Source organism: Methylomonas sp. LW13 (genome assembly GCF_016865255.1).
GTDB lineage: Bacteria > Pseudomonadota > Gammaproteobacteria > Methylococcales > Methylomonadaceae > Methylomonas.
Genome location: NZ_CP033381.1, coordinates 4,124,656 through 4,143,788 on the forward strand (window position 1 = coordinate 4,124,656; position 19,133 = coordinate 4,143,788).

Here is a 19,133-nt window from a genome sequence, read left to right on the forward strand (position 1 = left end):
CCTCAGCATCCGATTCACCAGGACCAAATCCACAAACGCAGCCAAGCCAGCATGTCGTGGCTCCATATCCACAATAAACTGGCGCGCCCGGCCGCGATTTTGCCAACACCCTCCATGCCCGGCCGTAATAGTTCAGGCGCATTTTCCAGACTGGCTTCGACGCGGAAGATATTCTTGCCGCTATCGGTTTTGGCCACTGCGGTAATTTTTTGCACCTGTAGCGGAAAGGTCCGGCTGGGCATACTGGCCAACACCAAAGAGCCTTTTTGACCTGCCTGCACATAGGAAATCAGGCTTTCATCCACCTTCAGGATGATGCGGTAACCTTCCAAAGGGGCAATTTTGAACAGGATTTCACCGCGTTCGACCGGTGAACCGAGCTTCTGACTCAAATCGCCTTCAATCACCACTCCATCGAATGGCGCCGCCAGATTGATTTTCTGTAACTGCTGGCGGGTCAGCTCCATCTCCGCATCGGCCTGGTCGATTTGCGCGCTAATGACCCTGACTTTCACGAGATCACCACCAGACAGGGCTTCGCGGTATTCGCGACGGAATTTTTGCAACTGCCCGTCCAGCTTGCTTAATTCCAGTTGTAATTCCGCATCGTCCAGACTAGCCATCAGTTCGCCTTGCCGCACCGTATCACCGGCCCTTACCGCCGCGGATTGCAAAAATCCGGAAATGGGCGCAGCGACCACCCGCTGAATTTTGCCTTCCAACACCGCGTTGGCGGTCACCCGAAAATCACTGCGCCACACAGAGCTGATCAACAAGAACAACACCAAGCCCAGGGCGGTCAATTTCACTTTGAAGTGTTTGACGCCCATCAGTTCGGCCAGCCGCTGTTTAAGCTTGATGCCGATTTTTACCGACAACGCTTGTTCGTCGAGTTTTTTTAAAGTCAGATACGGGGAGATCAGTGCCAGGGCTTGTTGGCAAAGTAGTACGGTTTCCTTGGCAAAGGATTGTTCTTCGCTGCGTAACAGGGTAACCGCGCCGATAAACTTACCGGCATGCAGCATAGGTACGGTCAGCAATGAACCATAACCATACTTGCGGACGATTTCCTGATGGGCGCGCTGGATGCTGACCGATTTGACATCCGGAACCACCACCACACTATCCTGCTCGATGGCTTCGTCCATCGCATCGGCGATTTTTTGCAACAGATTGGCTTGCTGGTCGAATTGCGCGTTGTTGGAAATCGCCACTACCGTGCTGTAGTTGTCTTTGAATTCGCCGATGGCAACCCGATCGCAACTCAGCATGCGCGTCAATTCCGTACCCAGGCTAATCAAAACCTCGCGGTAACTATTTTGCTCGAAACAAGCCGCCAGCAAACCGACTACGGAGCTGTAAAAATCGTCGTTCTGCTGCAAACGGTCTTGCGCCAAACGCCACCACTCCACGCTCTGCTCCAGCGTGGCAAAAACAGCCGCGCGCCGATCAGCAACAGCATGCTCCAGTTTGAGCGCAATCACACCTAATAGTACCGAACCGTCAAATACCGGCAGACCGAAGAAGTCATATTGCCGTTGATCCAGCTTTGCCACATTAGGCATGTAACTGGGTTGATTTTTATCCAGTGCAAGTTTGCAAATAGCCGATAACTCGGCAGCATCGGCGAGGTTCTCCGGCCATTTCGCCAACAGCCGCAGCGTTTTGCCATCCGCATCGCTCACCATCAATGCCGCAGCCTCAGTTTGCGGCACAATGCGGCAGACTATCTCCAGCCATTGTTGGGCAAATCTAACGCTCATAGCGGAAAACCTCCCGGACAGGCATTACTCTGAACCACACTCTGCGGGCACAACATCAGAAATATGTCATCGAGATGGTTGGCTATTTCCTGACTGACCAGGTCTTTCAAATTACTGGGGATGGCGGCAAATTGTTGCTGGCTATCCTTTAAGCCACTGAGCGCCTGGTTAAATTGTTCCGGCTCCGCAAACACTTGCTGCGCCAGATAAACCAGATAGGTTTCGTTGCGATAATGCGGATCGGTAAGTTCAGGATGCAGTTGGTGACCAATGATGTGCGAATATACCTCGGGTAAATGCCATAAACGCATCAGTTCAGAGCCCAACTGACAATAATCAAAGCCAAACAACAGCCGTTCCTGCTCGTCAATCGGCAAGCCCTGCTCCCGGCTTGCCAGCAATGCGTCCAGCGCCTGTTCCGGGGCTTTGACAAACATCGCCGCGTGGCCGATTTCCAATAACAACCCCAGTGCAAAAAAACGATGTCCAGCGGGTAGTCCGGCCATTTTAGCCAGCGTGCGGCAGGCGATGCCGCATTCGATGCCATGCAACCAGAACTCTTTCAAGTCCATCACCGCGTCGGGAATATTGCAAAACGTCCGCATGCACAAACTGCTCAACAGCAAATCATGCAACTGAATGGTACCAATCAAGCTGATTGCATCGTAAAGGTCATACGCTTTGCGGTTAAAACCAAAGAAGCGGCTGTTGGCCATGCGGATTATGCGGACGGTCAACATAGAATCGGTTTGCAGCACCGCGACATAGTCGCGGATTCTGGCATCCGGCTTTTCTAATAACAGCCTGATTTTCAGATACACCTCAGGCATCGAAATTTTTTCGGCCAAATCGCAAAGGAATTGTTGTTCAGCTCTCATAGCGGCTTAATTGAACATGAGCTTTTCCATCTCAGTCGCGGCTTTTAAAGCTTGTTCGACAGCCTCTGCCAACTGTTCGGCATTGAGTTGCAAAATATCCCAAATGTCCGCGGATACGCTCTCCTCGATTGCGCGCATATGCCCGGATATGTATTTTTCGGCACAGGCCCGCACCAGATGCAGTAGTGCGGTTTCCCTGCGCTGATCCGGGGCAAGGTCAGGGGTGGGCTGATAATGCACAATGTCTTGAAAATGCGCCGGCAAACACCATTGCGCCATCAGTTTGGCACCGATCTCGCCATAATGCATACCCAACAGTTTTTGTTCAGCGATGTGCAGTAATTCCTGGTTATTCCGGGACAGTTCCATCGCGCGTTTCGCCAACTCAGGGTGCTTTGCGTAAAGCACCAGATGCCCTATTTCATACAACAAACCAATCACAAACAGGCGTTCGCTCTTGGGGAATTTTAGCTGGCTTGCCAACAACCGGGTCAACACCGCCGAGAACAAGCTGAACCGCCAAAAGGTTTTCAGCGGCATGATGTCATTGGGCAATTTTAACGAGGCAATCGCCGAGGTAGCCAGCACCAAGTCATGTAACTGCCCGATGCCCAGCATATTGACGGCGCGACTCAAGCTGTCGATCTTTCCCGGAAAACCAAAGAAAGCGCTGTTGGCAACTCTTAACACGGCGACGCTTAAGTTGGGATCGCTGGCCACAACTTCGACAAAGTGCTCGATATCCGAACGGGGATCGTCGATCAAATTTCTAACTTTCTGATATACCTCGGGCAAGGAAACCAAACCTTTGATTTCTTGCAAGGTATGTTCGATCAAATCAGCTTGCGAATTGATCTCGACAGGATCAAGCAAGGGCGTCCCTCCAAATTAGACAGTGTTTAAATCAAGCGGAAGTATAGAACGGAAACCGGAGCTGTAGTAGGGAAACTACCGGTATTCCGTTCGGGCTGAGGTCGTCGAAACTCAAGCTGGTTTGCTCTTTGAGGGGTGATCGGTATTTAAGAGTGGGGTTAATAAAAGCCACAAGCGCTCCATTTTTTCCATATACCCTCCGACACTTAACCACTGCACATTTTGAGCAGGCTTATCTGTGTTCTATTACGGATTATTTGCTGCAATCACAGAATAATTAAAACGAAGTCGCTAAACTCTAGCAGCATCTCTGGCATCCGATGCCAACGGCGTTCCATGCTCATCGGTCAAACTGCAACTTTCAACGCCCATGAATTCAAAGTCACATCTCAAGCACTACCACTCAAAACCGATTCTGGAAGAGTTGGAATCTCGACAGCTGTTCTCCGGCGGCATCGAGGGGCTTTTGACCGAACAGCTCATGGATCCCAACGCAACCTACACCAATGCCACGCCGCCCGCCGACACCCAACAGCCCCCCGCGCAAACCAGCACCAGCGAGACCAGCCGCAATGAAATCGTGTTTGTCGATACCCGCGTCCAGGGCTACGAATCGCTAATAAACGATATCAAAAGCAGCGACGTTTCCAACCGTAATCTGGAAATCATTACGCTGGACAGCAGCAACGACGGCATTCAACAAATCACGCAGATTCTGGCCGAGCGCGACAATCTGGACGCGGTGCATATCATCTCGCACGGCAGCGACGGCAGCCTGGATTTAGGCAACAGTCAACTCAATTTCGATACCTTGATTCAAAACCAGACCGACATCAGCGCCTGGGGAGATGCCTTCAATGCCAACGGCGATATTCTGATTTACGGCTGCAATGTCGCGGAAACGCAATTTGGGCAGAGTTTTGTCGAGTATCTGTCCGGGATCACCAATATCGACGTCGCGGCGTCGGAAGATACCACCGGCAGTGCGGATTTGGGAGGGGACTGGCTACTTGAATACCAAACCGGCGACGTCGAAACCGAAGTTGTAGTCAACGCGGCGGGTCAAAGCGAATGGACTGGCTTGATGGCGGTGACTGCCAATGGCACAGTGACATCCACCAGCAGCACCAGCACCAACCAACTGACGTGGTCGCATACGGTCAGTGCCGGCTTCGACCGGGTACTATTTGTCGAGATTGCCATTGATGACGGCAGCGCTGGGGTCAACAGCGTTAAATACGGTACCGCCGATCTCACCCGCGTAGGGCGCACAGCAGCCAATCACGCCGTCGAAATTTGGGCGTTGGTCAACCCCACAGCGGGAACCGATAACGTCGTTATATCATTTACCGGAAATACGGAAGCTGCTGCGGGTGCATCGACCTTTAACGGTGTTAACCAATCGATGCCCTACGGTACTTATGCTGGCAACACCGGCACCACCGGTTTGTTGGGGGGATCAGGCACGGTGAATGTCGCCAGTGCGACTGGCGATTTAGTTATCGACGTGCAGTATTGGAAAGCTATTTCAGCTGATACTTCGGGTACCGGGCAAACTTCGCAATGGAGCAGTTCTCCCCTATTGTCTACGGCAAAGGCAGGCTCTTCCGTGGCGGAAGGCGCGAGCTCAGTAACGATGAGCGGTTCAGCGTTACTTGCTGCCGATTGGTCGATAGGTGCGGTATCTATCAAAGCAAGTATAAACACCGCGCCTGTGAATACAGTACCCGCAGCACAAACAACGAATGAGGACACGGCCAAAGTGTTCTCATCGGCCAATGGCAATGCGATTACGATAACCGACGCTGATGCCGGCGGCGCAAACAACGAAATCACTCTGACGGTCACCAACGGCACGCTGACCTTGGGCGGCACCACCGGCTTGACCTTTGTAGCCGGCGACGGCACCGCCGACAACACGATGAGGTTTCGTGGCACGGCCAGCGCCATCAACACGGCGCTGAATGGCTTGAGTTTCATGCCCACTGCCGAATACAGCGGCAGCGCGACGCTGACGTTAGCCACCAAAGACTCGGTACTCCTGAGTTTGGATATCGATACCGGCCTCTTGGGCCGTTACGCTTTCGATAACACTAGCGCACTGGAGACCGATAGCAGTCCGGCGGCCGGTTCCACGGCCTCGGTCGTCAACGGCACGTCCGTCAATGACACTACCCGCGGCAATGTGCTGAGCTTGGCTGGCGACGGTTATGTGCAAACTACTGGGGTTTATGGCCAGCCATCCAGTGTCACCCTGGCGGCCTGGGTAAACTTGGCGTCCGCCGACACGGGGGGTGCAGAAGTCATTTCGCTGGGCGACAACGTGATATTACGCCTGGATGCCGGCGGCAAAATCAAAGGTAGTTATGTCGATAGCGGCACGTTCAGATTTACCGAAACGGCTACGACATTGGCCGGTACCGGCTGGCACCACGTTGCATACACCATCGACAGCGTAGCCCATACCCAAGCGGTTTATATAGACGGCGTTGCCGTGGTCTCTACCGCTTACACCACATCCATCGCTTACAGTCAGGGAACCAATAGTTTTATCGGCAAGCACGGAAACGGTGGTACTACCTACGATTTCAATGGCAAGATCGACGAAGCACGGATTTATAACCGCGCTTTAACTGGGGCGGAAATTGCCGCACTCGCCGGAGACCTGACCTTAACAGACACCGATACGGTGGCTATCACAGTAACGGCAAACAACGATGCGCCGCTCATTTCCGCCATCGAAGCCACGACCCTGGCTTACACCGAGAACGGCGCTGCGACAGCGATTACCTCAGGCCTGGTACTTACTGACGTCGATAACGCTAATCTGAGCAGCGCCACGGTGCAGATCACCGGCAACTACGCCAGCGGGCAGGACGTACTGGCGTTTACCGATCAAAACGGCATCACCGGCAGTTGGAATGCGAGCACCGGCACACTGACCTTAACCGGCACGGCCAGCGTCGCCCAGTATCAAACTGCGCTGCGTTCTGTTACCTATCAAAACACCAGCGATGCGCCGTCCACCGCCAGCCGCACCGTGAGTTTCAGCGTGACCGACGGCACGACGGCAAGTAACATTGGAACGCGCAGCATCTCGGTCGCGGCGGTCAATGACGCGCCGGTCAACAGTCTACCCGCCAACAGTTACACCGCCGTCAATACCAGCAAAACCTTCTCCAGCGCGAATGGCAATGCCCTACAAATTGCCGACGCCGATGCAGCCTCCAGCAGTGTGCAAGTGACGCTAAGCATCAGCCACGGTAGCTTGACGCTGGCCAATACTGCGGGTCTGAACTTGGTCAGCGGCAGCAACGGCAGCAGTAGCATGACTTATTCCGGCACAGTGTCGGCAATCAACACCGCACTGAATAATGGCCTGACCTTTACGCCCGATAGCAATTACCGTGGCTTGGCGCAACTGACCATTACCACCAGCGATCAAGGCAATACCGGTTCCGGTGGCACTTTAACCGATACCGACATTCTGGATGTGCACGTCGGCGCCATCGTTGTCACCAACACCTCGGATACCATCAGCGCTTCGGCTGATACCAGTTCGATCAGCGCATTGATCGCCAGCGATGGCGGCGATGGCATCTCGCTGCGGGAGGCGATTGCCGCCGCCAACAATACCGCCGGCACGGATTACATTTACTTCGGCATCAGCGGTTCGTCGGTGCATACTATCAATCTGACGGCACCCTTGACGATTACGAGTCAAGTCGTGCTGGATGCGACCAGCGACGACAGCTTCAGCGCCAACAAACCCGCAATTGTTTTGAACGGCGCCGGTAGTATTCAAGATGGCATACAGCTCCACGGCGGCAGCGATGGCAGTATCATCCGCGGCCTGGTGATTCAAAACTTTACCGGCAGCGGTATCAATATCGCCGGCAGTAACGGCAACACCATTGCCGGTAACTGGATAGGCCTTAACGCTACAGGCACCGGCGCTGCCGGCAACGCAGTGGGTATCAGCATCTGGAATTCCGCCAATAACATCATCGGCGGCAGCTCGGCAGCGGATCGCAACGTAATCTCCGGCAATACCAGTCTTGGTATCGGCTTGAATACCGACAACGGCTCGACCACAGGCAACGTAATCAAGGGTAACTACATCGGCACCGATGCCTCCGGTGCGAATGCAGTCGGCAATGCCAATCAGGGTGTTTGGGTTAGTGCCGCCGGTAACAGCATCGGCGGAACGGTCGCCGGCGAAGGCAACGTCATCAGTGGCACCACGGCCTGGGTGGGCATTCAGTTGGAAGCACCTGCCAGCAACACCCTTGTCGCTGGCAACCTGATCGGTCTCAACGCCACCGGCAACGCCGCGCTGGCCAATGCCGGCGGCGGTATTTATGTGCAGTCGGCTAACAACACCATCGGCGGCACAACAGTCGCAGCACGTAACGTCATTTCCGGTAATAGCAGTTCGGGTATTACCTTGACCGGCGGCTCGGCAACCGGCAACGTCATTTCCGGTAACTATATTGGTACCGATATTTCCGGCATGATCGACTTGGGCAATGCCAATTCCGGTATTACTATCGAATCGTCCGGAAACACCATTGGCGGCACGGCAACCGGCGCCGGCAACCTGATCTCGGGCAACAATTACTCCGGCGTTTTTATCAATGGCGAAAGCGCCGACAACAATATTGTCCAAGGCAACACCATCGGTACCGACGTATCCGGCAATGCCAGTTTGGCAAACAGCTGGGACGGTGTTTCAGTAATCGACGGTGCAGACAATACCCTAATCGGCGGTACCACGGCAGCGACCCGCAACATCATCGCCGGAAATACCGAGGCGGGCGTCTATATCAGCGATAGCGGCACCACCGGCACTGTCGTCCAAGGCAACTACATTGGGGTTGGCACGGATGGCGTCACGGCGTTGGGCAACGGTATGCAAGGGGTTGCTATTGAAAATTCCGCCACCAGCAGTTTGATCGGCAGCACAACGGCCGGCGCCGGCAATATCATCGCCAACAACGACGTGGGCATAACGGCTGTGGGCACTGGCTCCAGCAACGTGTTTTTAGAGAACAGCATTTACGGCAACACCCGCCTAGGAATTGATTTGGGCGACAACGGCGCGACCGCCAACGACGCCGGCGATGTCGATAGCGGTCCCAATAGTCTGTTAAACACGATGGTGTTGACCCGGGCGGTCGTGAATGGTACGAATCTGACGTTTAGCGGCACCTACAACGGCGCGACTAACAGTTATTACCGCATCGAAGTTTTTTCGGATGCCACGGCCAGCGGCGAGGGACGAACCTTTCTGAATGCGTTGAACATGGCGGTCGGCAGTTCAGGCAGCGTCAACATGTCATTTAATTTTTCCGACGTCCGCTTGGCAACTGGTCAGTACATCACCGTCACTGCGACCCGCACCGATTCCAGTTACTCGACCTTTTACGAAACCTCGGAATTTTCCAATACTATTGTCACGGCAACGCCGGATAGCGCGCCGGTGGGCCAAGACCACACCATCATGGTTACCGAGGATACGGCTTACACCTTTAGCACCGCCGATTTTCCGTTCACCGACGCCGATGGCAACAATCTCAGCCAAGTCTGGATCGAATCGCTGCCCGGCGCTGGCACCCTGTATTTAAACGGTGTTGCCGCGCAGGAGTTGGACGCCATCAGCGCCGCGGACATTCAATCCGGAAAATTGACCTACACACCGGCCGCCAATGGCACGGACGCAACCAGCTTTTTATTCAGTATCGTCGATAGCGGCAGTAACTATGGCGGCGGCCAAACCCTGGATAGTACGGCCAATACACTGACCATCAATATCAGCGCCGTTAATGATGCGCCGGTCCTGTCGGCCACTGAAGGCACGACGCTGGCTTACACCGAAAATGGCAGCGCCACGGCGATAACCGCGACGCTGGCATTGAGTGATGCCGACAACACCAACCTAAGCGGGGCAACAGTACAAATCACCGGCAACTACGCCAGCGGGCAGGACGTATTGGCGTTCACCAACCAAAACGGTATCACCGGCAGTTGGAATAGTAGCACCGGCACACTGACCTTAACCGGCACAGCCACCGTTTCTCAATACCAAACCGCGCTGCGTTCCGTTACCTATCAAAACACCAGCGATGCACCGTCCACCGCCAGCCGCGCTGTGAGTTTTAGTGTTACCGACGGCACGACGGCAAGTAACATTGGAACGCGCAGCATCTCGGTCGCGGCGGTCAATGATGCGCCGGTGTTGAGTTTTGCCACCGGCAGCGTCAGTTATCCGGAAAATGCCGGCGCCGTGATATTGGCACCCACTGCGACCGTGACCGATGCTGACTCGACAGATTTTAACGGCGGCCAGTTGGTAGTTTCGTTTAGCGCCAACGGCCAAGCAGAAGATCGTCTGGCGATCCGTAATCAAGGCACGGCCAGTGGACAAATCGGCGTGTCGGGTAGCAATGTCAGCTACGGTGGGGTCGTAATGGGTACTTTCACCGGCGGTACCAACGGCACGACACCTTTGGTCATCAGTTTTAACAGCAACGCCAGCGTGGCCGCTGCGCAGGCCTTGGGGCGTAACATTACTTATCAGAATGTCTCGGACGCCCCGTCAAATTTGGTGCGTACCTTACAAGGGTATCTGACTGATGGCGATGGCGGCACCAGCAATGTGGTGTCCGGCACACTCAGTATTATTGCCAGCAACGACGCGCCGGTTGTGACCAGTGCCAGTCTGACCTTGACCGAGGGCCAAACCGTCACCCTTTCGGCGGCGAACTTCGGCGTAACCGATCCGGATAACAACAGTTTCACCTACACGGTCAGCAATGTGTCCGGCGGTATTTTCCAGCTTACGACCAACCCCGGCTTCAACATCAACAGTTTTACCAGCACGCAACTGTCTAACAATCAAGTGCAATTTGTTGACGATGGCAATGAAGTCGCGCCTAGCTTTAGCGTTACCGTAAGTGATGGCTCGGCGAATTCGAATACTCTGGCAGCAACAATCAACTATACCGCCGCCAACGAAGCGCCAACGGACATTGCCGCGACCCGCTATCTGTCTGAGCAGAGCTATTTGACAAAATCGATGTATGACTTAACCCTCGATACCGGACATAGTGGCTACGGCATTGTCCTGGACGGGGTCAGCTACACCCGTGGCTTGGGAACTCATCCCGCCGCTAGCGGCAATGGCTACGGTTATGTCGACTATGCGGTCAATGGCGCCACATCGTTCAAGGCCACAATCGGCATCAACGATTACCAAACCGGCTCGTATGGCAAGGTGCAGTTTTATGTATATGTCGATGGTGTACAGACTTATAGCAGCCCTATTTTAAACTCCACCAGCACACCTATCGACCTGAACATCGACGTGACCGGAGCCAGTACGTTAAGGCTTGCTATCGACAACGCCAATAACGGCAACGCTTTTGATCATGGTGTTTGGGCCAATGCGCGCCTGGAAGGCGGCACTGTTGCCTTGGCAAGTATCGCCGAGAATACCGCCATTGGCACGGTCGTAGGCTCGGTTGTGGGGGTTGATAACGATCTGCGGGAAAATTGGAGTTATGCGCTGATCAATGATGCAGACGGACGTTTTGCGATAAACGCCAACACCGGCCAAATCACGGTCGCTAACGACAGTCTACTTAATTATGAAGCCGCGACCAGCCAAGACATCATCATTCGTGCGACCGACACTGGCGGGCTCAGCGTCGATAAAACATTTACCATCTCGCTGGCTGATGTTAACGAGGCGCCGGTCATCAGCAGTGCGTCGCTGACCTTGAATGAAGGTGATACCGTTACTTTGTCATCGGCCAACTTCGGCGTCAGCGATCCCGACAATACCAGCTTCACCTACACGGTCAGCAGCGTCAGCGGCGGTTACTTCCAATTGAGCAGCGCGGCGGGTAACTCGATCACGCAATTCACCAGTGCCGATTTGAGTGGCGGTCTGGTGCAGTTCGTCGATGACGGCAACGAAGTGGCGCCGAGTTTCAGTATGACTGTTAATGACGGTGCGTTGAATTCCAACACGTTGGCCGCGACGATCCATTATACGGCCGTCAACGACAACACCCCGGTGATCAGCTCCGGTAGCAGCGCCAGCGTCAATGAGAACAGTCCGATTAACACCGTGGTCTACACCGCCACCGGCAGCGATGCCGACGGCAACCCGCTGACCTGGAGTCTGAGCGGCGCCGATGCCGCCTTATTGAACATCGACGCCAACAGCGGTGCCGTCACCCTCAACGCCTTCGCCGATTACGAAAGCAAAGCCAGCTACAGTTTCAATGTCGTCGCCAGCGACGGCACGCTTAGCAGCAGCCAAGCCGTGACCTTGGCGGTCGTCAATCTCAACGACAATCCGGTCTCGGCGGTCAGTGACAACAATGCCACCGCCAACAGTGTCGCTGAGAATGCCGCCAACGGCAGCGTGGTGGGCATCACGGCGCTGGCGACCGACGCGGACACCGGCGCGACGATCAGCTACAGCCTGACGGACAACGCCAACGGCCGCTTCGCTATCGACAGCAGCACCGGTGTGGTCACCGTCGCCGACGGCAGCCTGCTCGATTACGAGGCCGCCACCAGCCACAGCATCACCGTGTTGGCGACCAGTTCGGACGGCTCGACTAACAGCCAAAGCTTTACAATCAATATAACCAACCTCAACGACAATGCCCCTGTGCTCAGTGCAACCAATTTGACCCAGAGCGAAGGCCAGACGGTGACTCTGAGCGCCACAGATTTTGTCGTCAGCGATGCGGACAGTAGTGATTTCACTTTTACCATCAGCGCGCTGACCGGGGGTTACTTTCAACTAACAACGACCCCCGGCATTGCTATTACCAGCTTCACCGGCGCACAACTCGTCGCCAATCAAGTGCAATTTGTCGACGACGCCAACGAGGCTCCGCCAAACTTCAACGCTACAGCCAGCGATGGCACACTTAATTCCAATACGCTGGCCGCGACCATCAACTACAGCTCGCTCAACGATGTGCCAGTCCTGACCAGTGCCAGCCTAACGTTGAATGAAGGCGAGACCGTCACCCTTTCGGCCGCCAACTTCGGCGTCACGGACCCCGACAACGCCAGCGTCACCTATGCGCTCAGCAGCGTGAGTGGCGGGTATTTCCAACTCACCACCAATCCCGGTGTCAGCGTCACCAGTTTCAACAGCACCCAGCTGGCCGCCGGCCAGGTGCAGTTTGTCGATGACAGCAATGAAGTGGCGCCGCGTTTTGATGTCACGGTCAGCGACGGTAGCCTCAGTTCCAATACCTTATCCGCGACGATCTACTACACCGGTATCAATGATGCACCGATCATCAATAATCTGGGCTTGACGGTAAGCGAGGGGGAAACGGTCACGCTTAGCGCGGCCCATTTTGGGATAACCGATCCGGATAGTGACAGTTTTACTTACACGGTCGGCGATGTAACGGGGGGGTATTTCCAATTGGCATCCCGTGCAGGATTACCGATCACCGGCTTTACCAGCGCCCAGCTGACCGCCAACCAAGTGCAATTCATCGACGACGGCAACAATGAATCGGCGCCGAGTTTTAGCCTCTCCGTCAACGACGGATTAGCGGGCTCCACCGCAATGGCCGCCAAGATTAACTATATTGCATCTAACGATACGACGAATACTTTGCACGACATCATTAGGTATAATCCAAAAAATGGTTTGAATGATAAAAATCAGGGAGACGACGCTCAAACACATATTTCAGCAAGTCAGCACGTATCCACCGATCAATTTGCGGTCATTGTTGATTTAACCCCCCATGCCGATCAATTAACGCATGAATCACCACCAGATAAGCAGGCAACTGACAATCGATTTATCTTAGAATCCAACGCATGGATTGATAATGGAAATAGCCCACGCTTATCCGGACTGATGGACACTAATAAGAACGAAGAACCACGCAGGAACGAAACTAGCCGAAAATACCACTTTGAATCCAGAATTCCATCTGTCGATGAATACAGAATTGATAGCCAGACGACTTTAAGCGAGCAAGAAGAAGTGGAGTTTTGGAACAGATTGGAAAACATTCACAAGCAAATGAGCGACCCTACGGTCGTAGAGGACGCCAATCCGGTAAACATTAAAATCATTCTGGGGACCAGCACCGGTCTGACGGCCGGATTTGTCAGCTGGATCTTGCGGGCTGGGTCGTTAATGGCCAGCTTTATGTCCACGGTACCCTTACTGAAACGCTTTGATCCATTGCCTATAATGCGATCAGTCAAAAAATCAAGGCTGGCAAAAGACCATGAAGCCAAAGAGCTTGACTCAGTATCCTCCTGCTCTGAAGACACCCCGTGATGATCAGAAACTGTTTGCTTGAGTTTCGGTTTAATATTCCGGCATCGCATCATTTAAGATCATGGACGCCCTAAAAAAAGCGGTTGGAGTTTTATTGCCGGCAATGCGCATCAGCCTGGCTTTAGTAATGCTGAGTATCTGCTTACTGTTTGCAGCGGAAATGTTGGGTTTCATGCCGGATAAATCCAGTTTTATGCTGGAGTCGCGCAAACAAATCAGCGAAGCGCTAGCCATTCAATTTTCCACCATCGCCTCCGATCAAGACCCACACCGCATTGAGCGAATGCTCAATGCCTTAATCAAGAGAAACCCGGACATTCTCTCCGCCGGCATCCGCTTGCAAAACAATCAATTAATTTTTCAAGTCAACGATCACGTTAAAGAATGGGCCGATTACGATAGCCAAAAATCCACGTCCACGCATTTGGTGGTGCCTATTTTTCGCGACTCGGAAAAATGGGGGGATATTGAATTTAAATTCGCGCCGATAGCCGGAGAATCGGCCTCAGATTTTCTTGAACACCCCAGTTTTAAAATGGCGATATTCTTTTTGGTTGTCGGCTTTTTTATTTACTTGGCGTTCATGCTCAGAACCTTGAAAGTACTCGACCCCAGCGCCGTGATTCCCGAACGGGTCAACGCGGCTTTCGATACGCTGGCCGAGGGTGTCATCATCATTGATGAGTACGAGCAAATTGTCTTGGCCAATAATGCCTTTCTGAAAAAGATCACCAGCCCTATGGCCGCTTTACTAGGGAAAAAGGCCTCGCAACTAAAATGGAAAAGCGCGGACGATTCAACCACCGACGTCTACCTGCCCTGGCAAACTGTTTTAAAAACCGGCAAAAGTTCGATTGGCGCGCATCTTAAACTGACTAGTCCTGACAATGACACATTTAAATTTGTGATCAACGCATCGCCCATTCTTGCTGGCAACGACGCCCCTCAAGGAGTGTTGATCACGCTGGATGACATCACCGAAATAGAAGAACGCAATACCAAGTTGCAAACCATGGTCAGCATGTTGGAGGAAAGTCAGGCGCAAGTTAAAGAACAAAACAAGGAATTGCACTTTCTGGCCACCAGGGACTCTCTGACCGGCTGTTTGAATCGGCGAGCATTTAACGAACTGTTTGAAAAGGCGTTTGCCGATGCCCTGCAAAACAATTTGGAGCTGTGCTGCATTATGGTCGACATCGACCATTTCAAACGGGTTAACGATAATTACGGTCATGCCACCGGTGACGTCATCATCAAATTGCTCGCCGAAATCTTAACCACCAACACTCGTAAAATTGATTTGGTTGGCCGCTACGGCGGCGAAGAATTTTGCCTCGTGCTACCGGGTTTAAGCGTAGACGAAGCCATTACAGTGGCGGAGCGTATTCGGTTACGCATCAAATCCGAATCAGTCGCCCGTTACGAAACCGGACCCTGGGTGACCGCGAGTTTGGGTGTCGCCAGCATCCTAGACAAACCGGAAGACCCGAGCGAATTGAACAAATTTGCCGATGAAGCGTTATATGTTGCCAAGGAATCGGGCCGAAACCGCGTCGTGCGCTGGCAACTGCAAAACGAATTTGCGGAAAAAGTTAAAACCGCTCCGGAGCCCGCCGAAAAAAATCTACCTGCACCTCAACCAGAGGCGGCTAAGGAAGACAGTAAAGTCTCAAAATTGCAGATGAGAGTTGATGAACTTGAACAAATAGCCTCGCAAATCTCTACAGAGCTGGAATCGCCGATGGTTCGATCATAACGGGCAATCATCGCCGCTTCTAATTCTGGTGCGTAGCGAACCTTGGCGACCTGCATGCCAATACGTTCGGCCAAGGTCATCACCAAGGCTTCGTTGATCGCGGTATGAGGAATATCCTGCCGATGTTGGATGGATGGCTTGATGATGTGGCTGGACGGCGCGGCACCCAGTGGAATCGACAGATTGCCTTGATCATCGATAAACACCGTCATTTTGTCCTGAGCGCCGGACAGCGACATGCGCGCCTGTTCGCCGGAAATATCCAGTGGAATACCTCTGGAACGCTCGAACCAAGCTTTGATGGCTTCCGGCGTAACGGGCAAATAATGTGGCTCACCCGTGGGCGCCATGCCTTCCGGCAAAATCGAAAAAGCGCCTGCCGTATCGCCACCAAATCGTTCCAGTAAGCCAAAGATATTACCCTGAGAAATCTGCGCAGCTCGGCTGATGAAATTCAGCACATCGCCTTCCGGTAACAGGTTTTCGAAAAAAGCGGTTACAGCATCGTCACTGAACGTTTGTTCGGTGAGTTGTAGACTGGGAGAAAGAGCGAAAGCATCGGATTTAGCTATCCAATCAGGTGTGTAGCTGAATTCCAATTCGTACTGTTTGCATTCCTGTAAAGAACCAACTAATTGGTCGCCTGCGAATACGGCCAAGCGTTTCATGATTGCCGATCCATGATCACAACATCCAAGCCCAGCAAATTCAGAATATGCATGACTTTATCGAACTGCAACGTGCCTTTGCCGTTTTCCAGATCACTAATGAAGCGTGTGCCGGTCTGAGCTAATCCGGCTAAATCCGATTGCCTTAATCCTTGAGCTTTACGTTGGCTGGCAACGATTTTCCCTAATTCCATGGCATTCTGAATATTACCGAGCGGTGGTTTTGGGTTTGTCATGGCATCGTGTTGTCGTTATATTACCGATCAGGAATTTTAGATTATGTGCCATCTCTTTGCCAAGCAAACGTTACCGAACGGTATTTTTCACGCATGAATAGCCTCGAACAAGAGATATCAGAGTTAGAGCAAAAGCTCCATGCCTTGGATGCCGAGCGCGTGACGGTAGCTCAAACTTTGGCAACACTTAGGCAACGGCGGCAGGAACAAATTGAAAGCTTTTCGCAACGTGTCGCCAATGCAACGGTTACACATCAGTCCTCTCGCCAAGACAAGATCAAACTGTTTCGCGACTTGTTCAAAGGTCGCGAGGATGTTTATCCCAAACGTTTCGAAAGCAGTAAAACCGGAAAAACGGGTTATTCGCCGGTATGTTTGAATGAATGGCATCCGACTCTCTGTCATAAACCGCGCATCAAATGCGGCGACTGCCAGTATCGCGCGTATCAGTCCTTAACCGATGCTGTGATTACCAATCATTTGATGGGTGCAGGCAATCCAGCTAAACCCCATGAAGATTATGTGATTGGCGTTTATCCCTTGTTGCAAGATGAACGCTGTTGGTTTTTGGCAGTGGATTTCGATAAAGCATCCTGGCAGCAGGATGTTTCGGCATTCAGCGCGGTTTGTAAGGTGGAAAAAGTTCACTTCAGTATCGAGCGTTCGCGCTCCGGCAAAGGTGCGCATGTTTGGGTATTTTTCAGCACGCCGGTTCCGGCCATCGAAGCCAGAAAATTAGGCTCCTATTTGTTAACACTAGCCATGGATCAATATCCTGAGTTGGGATTCGAGTCCTACGATCGGTTATTCCCCAACCAAGATACGATGCCCAAAGGCGGTCTTGGCAATCTAATTGCCTTACCGTTGCAGAAAAAGGCGCGTGAGCGTGGCAATAGCGAATTTATCGATGAACACTTTGTGACTTATCCCGATCAGTGGGCATATCTCTCCACTATCAAGCGCATTTCACTCTTCGAATTACGCTTCTGGCTCGACAAAGCCGAGCAGCAGAACAAAATTCTTGGCGTGAAACTACCGATGGAAGAGGACGATAGTCAACCCTGGAATTTGACTCCTTCGCGAAAATTAAAAGAGGTCGCTATCGATGCCAGTTTGCTCCCCAAACAACTGGAAATCGTATTGGGCAATCAGTTGTTCATCGATAAGCTAACGCTGCCTGCCGCCTTGCAAACGCGGCTACTACGATTGGCTGCGTTCCAGAATCCTGAGTTTTACAAAGCGCAGGCCATGCGTTTATCGACCCATGATAAGCCAAGAATCATTTCCTGCGCCGAACTGTTTTCCCAGCATATTGCCTTGCCGCGCGGCTGTCTGGAAGATTTGTTATCGCTGATGAAAGAACTGAATATCCAAGCGGTTCTGCGGGATGATCGTTATTCAGGGGAGCTATTACCGGATGTTCAATTCCAAGGCGCATTGACCGAAGAACAGATTCCTGCCACCATTCAGTTGCTCCAATACGATATCGGCACCTTGTCGGCGACGACGGCCTTTGGCAAAACCGTGGTGGCTTTGTACGTTTTGGCGCAACGCCAAGTTAATACGCTGATTATCGTCCACCGTCGGCAATTGCTGGACCAGTGGCTGGAGCGCATTGCGATGTTTCTGAATGTGCCGAAAAAACAGGTTGGCAAAATCGGCGGCGGTCGAAACAAACCCACCGGCGTGATTGATGTTGCCATCATGCAAAGCTTAACCAAAAATCATGAAGTCGATGATTTGGTGGCCAACTATGGACTGGTGATTTTTGACGAATGTCACCACTTATCCGCCAAAAGTTTTGAAAAGGTAGCGAATGCCTGCAAAGCCAAATGTGTGCTGGGTTTGTCGGCGACATTGACCCGAAAAGACGGTCACCATCCGATTGTGTTTATGCAATGCGGACCGATTCGCTACCAAGTCAGCGCCAAGCAACAAGCTTTGGCAAGACCGTTTGATCATGTCGTAATCCAGCGCTTTACGGAATTTACAGTGTCTAAAATACCAGAAAGCCAAGGTCAAATCGCCATCCACGCGATCTATCAGGCGCTGATGGAAGACGAGGCGCGCAATCAGTTAATTCTTGCCGATATTCAACAGGCGCTGTCCGGTGGCCGTTCGCCGATCGTATTAACCGAACGGAAAGAGCATGTGTCGTTATTGGTTGAGCGTATCAGAGCTTTTACACCCAACGTGTTTGAAATGCAGGGTGGCATGGGCGCCAAACTGCGGAAACAACTGTTGTCCGAAATAGATGCTGTACCCGATAACCAACCGCGTGTCATTGTGGCAACCGGTCGTTATCTCGGTGAAGGTTTCGATGATGCTCGACTGGACACCTTGTTTTTAGCGATACCGATTTCTTGGAAAGGCACATTAGCCCAATACGTTGGCAGGCTCCACCGGCTACATCACGCCAAAACGGAAGTCAGAATTTACGATTATGTCGATGCCCAAGTGCCGATGTTAAGCAAAATGAGTGAGCGACGAAAAGTGGGTTACCGCAGTTTGGGTTATAAAATGATCGATAGTTGATTGAAAAATCATCAACGGTGCGTGAGCTCAAGCTTCAGAATTAATTGAGAACCAAGTGAACTCAATCTATTGGACAGACTGC

The 19,133-nt window shown here is 52.6% G+C and carries 7 protein-coding genes and 1 pseudogene; 3 read left to right on the forward strand and 5 right to left on the reverse strand.

Translation table 11 applies throughout. From position 1 onward, the window contains the following. Window positions 1–14 precede the first annotated feature (14 nt). Genes JL719_RS18550 through JL719_RS18560 form a run of 3 tightly spaced genes read right to left on the reverse strand, consistent with a single transcriptional unit; the run spans window position 15 to window position 3,514 of the window. On the reverse strand, window positions 15–1,763 hold the full coding sequence (locus tag JL719_RS18550) for a GAF domain-containing protein (protein ID WP_051669713.1): 1,749 nt from the start codon (window positions 1,761–1,763) through the stop codon (window positions 15–17). After that, window positions 1,760–2,641, reverse strand: coding sequence for an HDOD domain-containing protein (locus JL719_RS18555; RefSeq protein WP_033155721.1), 882 nt, complete (start codon window positions 2,639–2,641; stop codon window positions 1,760–1,762). Before JL719_RS18555 ends, JL719_RS18550 begins: the two co-directional genes overlap by 4 nt. Before the next feature lie 6 nt (window positions 2,642–2,647). Next, window positions 2,648–3,514 (reverse strand): HDOD domain-containing protein, encoded by an 867-nt coding sequence (locus JL719_RS18560; protein WP_051669714.1) that lies wholly within the window; start codon window positions 3,512–3,514, stop codon window positions 2,648–2,650. A 370-nt stretch (window positions 3,515–3,884) separates the two neighbouring features. On the opposite strand from JL719_RS18560, the gene JL719_RS18565 reads away from it, so the two are divergent. Further along, complete coding sequence (locus JL719_RS18565; protein ID WP_033155722.1) at window positions 3,885–13,856, forward strand: cadherin-like domain-containing protein; 9,972 nt, start codon at window positions 3,885–3,887, stop codon at window positions 13,854–13,856. A gap of 61 nt (window positions 13,857–13,917) precedes the next feature. Beyond that, window positions 13,918–15,612: a sensor domain-containing diguanylate cyclase gene (locus tag JL719_RS24245; protein ID WP_051669716.1), complete on the forward strand. Its 1,695-nt coding sequence runs from the start codon at window positions 13,918–13,920 to the stop codon at window positions 15,610–15,612. Window positions 15,613–15,653: 41 nt separating this feature from the next. On the opposite strand, the pseudogene JL719_RS24145 reads toward JL719_RS24245, so the two are convergent. Continuing rightward, a pseudogene (locus JL719_RS24145) lies at window positions 15,654–16,280 on the reverse strand (HipA N-terminal domain-containing protein); the annotation flags it as partial. After that, window positions 16,277–16,516, reverse strand: coding sequence for a helix-turn-helix transcriptional regulator (locus JL719_RS18580; RefSeq protein ID WP_033155724.1), 240 nt, complete (start codon window positions 16,514–16,516; stop codon window positions 16,277–16,279). The gene JL719_RS18580 and the pseudogene JL719_RS24145, both read right to left, overlap by 4 nt. Before the next feature lie 93 nt (window positions 16,517–16,609). On the opposite strand from JL719_RS18580, the gene JL719_RS18585 reads away from it, so the two are divergent. Next, window positions 16,610–19,051, forward strand: coding sequence for a TOTE conflict system archaeo-eukaryotic primase domain-containing protein (locus JL719_RS18585; RefSeq protein WP_033155725.1), 2,442 nt, complete (start codon window positions 16,610–16,612; stop codon window positions 19,049–19,051). The last annotated feature ends 82 nt before the right edge of the window (window positions 19,052–19,133 follow it).